Source organism: Pseudomonas sp. Pseusp97, from assembly GCF_047304025.1.
Classification (GTDB): domain Bacteria; phylum Pseudomonadota; class Gammaproteobacteria; order Pseudomonadales; family Pseudomonadaceae; genus Pseudomonas.
In genome coordinates, this window is sequence record NZ_JBGLYK010000319.1 from 1 (window position 1) to 4470 (window position 4470).

General features: G+C 68.6%; 1 protein-coding gene. It reads right to left on the reverse strand.

Features of this window, described 5'->3' with window-relative positions:
* The coding region (locus ACCC94_RS27960) for a beta strand repeat-containing protein (protein WP_413352842.1) at window positions 1-4470 on the reverse strand (4470 nt) is incomplete at both ends.

A 4470-nucleotide genomic window follows, 5' to 3' on the forward strand; every position in this document is an offset into this window, starting at 1 on the left:
GGCGCCGATGAACAGGTCGCCACGGCTCTGCAGCACGCCACCGAGGTTGCTGACGTCACGACCGGCGCTGATGTCGAGGCTGTTGGCGGCCTCGATGCGGGCGGCGCTGTCCGCGAAGCTGGTAGTCCAGGTGCGGTTGGCGCTCTGCGCGCTGTCGATGCGGGTGACGCTGCGTTCGTTGATCACGTCGCCGGTCAGTGCGGTAAGGCTGACGTCGCGCCCGGCGATGATGCCGCCGGCAGCATTGCGGATGCTGTCGTCGGCGAGCAGGTCGAGGCGGTTGCCGGCCTGGATCAGCCCGCTGTTGCTCAGGTTGCTGGCACTGGCGCTGAGGTTGTTGCTGGCGCGCAGAGTGCCGGCGTTGTTGAGTGCGCCGCCGCTGATGAGGGTGACGTCCTGGCCCTGGATCAGCGCGCCGGTGGGGCCGAGACGGTTTTCGGCCTGGGCGAGGTAGAGCACCGGGACGAGGACCTTCTCGCCGTTCACTTCGGCTTCTTCGAGCCAGACGATGTCGTGGGTCAGCGCCGCGACCTGTTCGGCGGAGAGGCCGACGCCGACGGAGAGCTGCAGGCTGTCCTTGTAGGCGATGGCGTTGTCCATCAAATAGCGGAACAGGGCTTCGTCGCTGGCCATGCCGTCGATGAAGCGCTGGCCGGTGCGCGCGGCCACGGCCTGCTGGATCAGGCGCTGTTCGTAGAGGCCGTCGCCGAGGCGCTTTTGTGCCTTGTCCGGGTCGTAGCCCAGTTGGCCGAGCAGGTAGTCGGAGCTGAGGAAGCTCTTCAGGCTGGTCAGTTCGGGGTTGGTCTCGATCAGGTACTTGTGGCTGTTGCTCGGGGTGGCGCTGCTGGGAAGGCCCTGCACACGGGGGATGTCGAAGCCGTTGCCGGAGGTGGCATTGGCGGAAGATGCGCCGCCACCCAGGGCGACGTTGCCGGCCCCGCCGACGGCGCCGCCCAGCGCCTGTTCGCGCTGAGTCGTGCCGAGGTCCTGGCCGTTGAAGGCGAGCTCACCGGCGCCCTGCACGCTGCCGGCCGCGCCGCCGCTGCCTTGCTCACCGCTCAGGCGGAACAGCCCGTTGCTACCCGAGGGCAGGCTGAAGCCCGGCAGGGTGATGGGGTTGACCTGCTGCTGGGCGAGGTCGGGCGGCAGTTGCGAGTTGATCGGCACCACGGTGGCGACCGGGCTGGCGCCGATGGCGGTGTCGCCGGTCTTCTGGCCCGGATTGACGAAGGTGTAGTTGTTGCGGATGACGCTGTTGTTGATCTCGCTGGCGGCAGTGATGCTGACATTGCCAGCGGCCTGGATGATGCCGGCGTAGCTCTGGTCGCCGCTGTTGAGCTGGGTGGTCGAGCCGTACTGCGGGTATTCCTTTTCGGTGCGGGCGATGAAGTGGCTCAGGGCGCTGGCGAGGCCGGCCGGGTCGTTGACGTAGTTCGGGCTGTCGACCCAGTACTGGTTAGTGAAGGCCTTGGCTTCGTTGCTGCGGCTGGCGTGGTCGCGGGTACGCTCGGAGCGCAGCACGCGCAGGGTTTCGGTTTCGCCAGTGACGACGCCTTCGTTGCTCAGGCTGGCGACATTGGCGTAGAGGTTCTGCCCGGCGCTGATGACGCTGCTGGCGTTGTTGATCGAGTCGCCCAGCAGGTTGAGGTTGCCGCCGGCGCTGATGGAAGAGGCGGCGCTGGCCTGGAGCACTTCGAGCTTGTCGCGCTCGGTGACTTCCCAGACCTGGTTTTCCTTGCCGCCGCTGCAGTCGGCGTTGTTGTCGTTGAAGTACTTGTAGCAGCTGACTTCGATGATCTGCGCGGTGTACTTGCCGGCATTGTTGACCACCAGCACCACGCGCTGGTTGTTCAGCGCGCCGACGTTCAGGCGCATGTCGCCCTGGCTCTCGAGGGCGGCGGAAAGGTTGTCCAGGCTGGCGGCGCGGCCACCGTTGTCGTCACCGGCGAAGTCGAGGCTGCCGAGGCTGTAGACGTTGGCGAAGCGGTTGGTAAAGTTCTGCGCACGCAGCTGCATATCGCCGCCGCTGAAGATCAGCGCGCCGTTCGCTTCGCCGTCGTTACGCAGGTTCCAGGCGTTGAGGCGCACGTCGCCGGCGCCGCCGAGGGTGCCGTAGTTGTTGAGGGTGCCGGCGCTGGCTGCGAGGTTGCCGCCCGCGGTGATGCGGCCCCGGTTGTTCAGGGTGTTGGCGTTCAGGGTGACGCCCTGGCCGCTGGCAAGGCTGCCGCTCAGGTCGATCAGGTTGGCGCCAAGATTGAAGCTGCCGACGCTGCTGGTGCGGCCCGCCCCGCTGTAGGTCCCGCCGAGCTGTATATCGAGGCTGCCATCGCTGGCGATCAGCCCCTCGTTGGCCCAGTTTCCGCCACGGCCGACGAGGCTCTGTGCGGCCAGCAGCTGGCCGTTGGCGCCCTGGTTGAGCTGGCCGATGTCCAGGTTCAGGTTACGCGCCTGGATGATGGCGTTGTTGGTCCAGCTGGCGGCCTGGTAGGTGAGGCTGCCGTTGGAGGTGAAATTACCGCCGGCCTGGCCGGCTTGGGCGAGGTCGACGCCGAAGGTTCCGGTGCCGACGTGCAGGACGTTGCCGCCGCCATTCTGCAGGGCGCCGGTCTGCAGGATCAGGTCCTGGGTGGCGCCTTCGATGCGGCCGAGGTTGTTGTTAAGCAGGCCGCCGCTGGCGATCTTCATCTGGCTCGGGCTGGCCGCGAGCAGCAGGCTGCCGGGTGCTTGGCCCAGGGCACGGATTGCACCCACCACGTTGTTGATGCTGGCCGCGCCGAGGGTCAGGTTGCCGCTGCTTTCGATCAGGCCGAACTGGTTGTTCAGCGCGCCATTCAGGCCGGCGTCGATGTTGCCGGCGCCGATCCGGCCGCCCTGGCCGAGGGCTGCGCCGTCGTTGAACAGCTGGTTGCCGCGCAGATAGAGCAGGTTGCCGGCATAGAGGCCGCCGCCCTGGTTGTTCAGGTCGCTGGTGCTGATGCGGTTGTCGCCGCTGACCGCCGAGAGGTGGCCGCTGCGGTTGTCGATGCCGCCCAAGGCGGTGAGGTCGAGCGCCCTGGCCTGGGTGGTGCCGGCGTTGTTGCTGAACTGGCCGGTGACCAGCTTGAGGTTGCCGTTGGCGGCGTTGATGACGCCACCGCCGCTGTTGTCGAGGCTGGCGCTGCCCAGGTCGAGCTGGCCGTTCTGGCTGATGATGCGGCCGTTCTGGTTGCCCAGGGCACCGCTGGCCTTGAGGGTGGTGTCGCCCTGGCCCTGCAGGGTGCCGCCGGCGTTGGCGATGCTGCCGGCGCTGACGTTGAGCTGGCCGGCCTTGCTGAACACCAGGCCGTCCTGGCCGTTGAGCAGTTCGGCGGTGAGTTGCAGGGTCAGGTCGTCCTGCGCGGCCACGGTGCCGCCGACGCTGTTGTCGAAGCGCCCGGCGAGGACCTTGAGCAGCCCCTGGCTGGCGAGCTGGCCACCGCGGTTTTCCAGGCTGCCGACGCTCAGGTTGAGCGGGCCGCCGCTGGCGATTTTCGAGCCGGCGCCGTTGTTCAGCAGCGCGCCGAGCAGGCCCAGGCGCAGCGCGCCCTGGCTGACCAGGCTGCCGCCGCTGTTGTTCAGGCTGCTGGCGTCGTAGTCGACGCTGGCGGCGCTGATCTGCCCGGCACGGTTATCCACAGCCTTGGCGCTGCCGGTCAGGCCGCCCTGGGCGCTCAGCAGGCCGCCGTTGCTGTTGTCAACGTCGCCGCCGACGGTCAGGCCGAGCCCGCCCTGGGTGGAAACGATGCCGCCGGCGTTGTTCAGGCTGCCGGCGCCGAGGCCGAGGTTGCCTTTGCTGACCAGCGCGCCGGCGCCGTGGTTGTCGAGCGCGCCGCTGACCCTGGCGGTCAGCGCGCCATCGCGGCTGGAGAGCGTGCCGCTGCTGCTGTTGTCCAGGCTGGCGGCGTTGACCGCCAAGCCTTGCCAGCCGGAGAGCAGGCCCTGGTTGGCGTTGCGCAGGGCGCCGGCGTTCAGTTGGAGCTGGCCGGCGCTGATGATCCGGCCGCCGGCGCCGTTGTCGAGCTGGCCGCTGGCGGTGAGCGCGAAGCCCTGGCTGGCGGAGATTTCCCCACCACGGTTGTCGAGGTTGCCCAGGCCGTTGATTTGCAGAGCGCCGGCGGCGCTGAGCAGGCCGCCGCGGTTGTCGAAGTCGCCGCGCTGGGCGCCGTTGCCCAGGTCGAGGGTGACCCTGCCTTCACCGATCAGCGCGGCCTGGCGCTGAATCAGCTGGGCGACGATCAGCTGCAGGTCGCCCTTGGCGGAAATTTCCCCGCCGTTGGTGGATTCGAGCTTGCCCCCGCGCAGGGTCAGTGCGCCCTGGCTGGTAATCAGGCCGCCCGGTTTGCCGGCGGCGTTGGCGCCGTTGAGGACGTTGCCGGCGCCGAGGCCGAGGCCCTGCGCACCGCTGACGACGCCGTCGCGGTTGTCGAGGTCGGCGGTGGTGGCGTCGAGGCG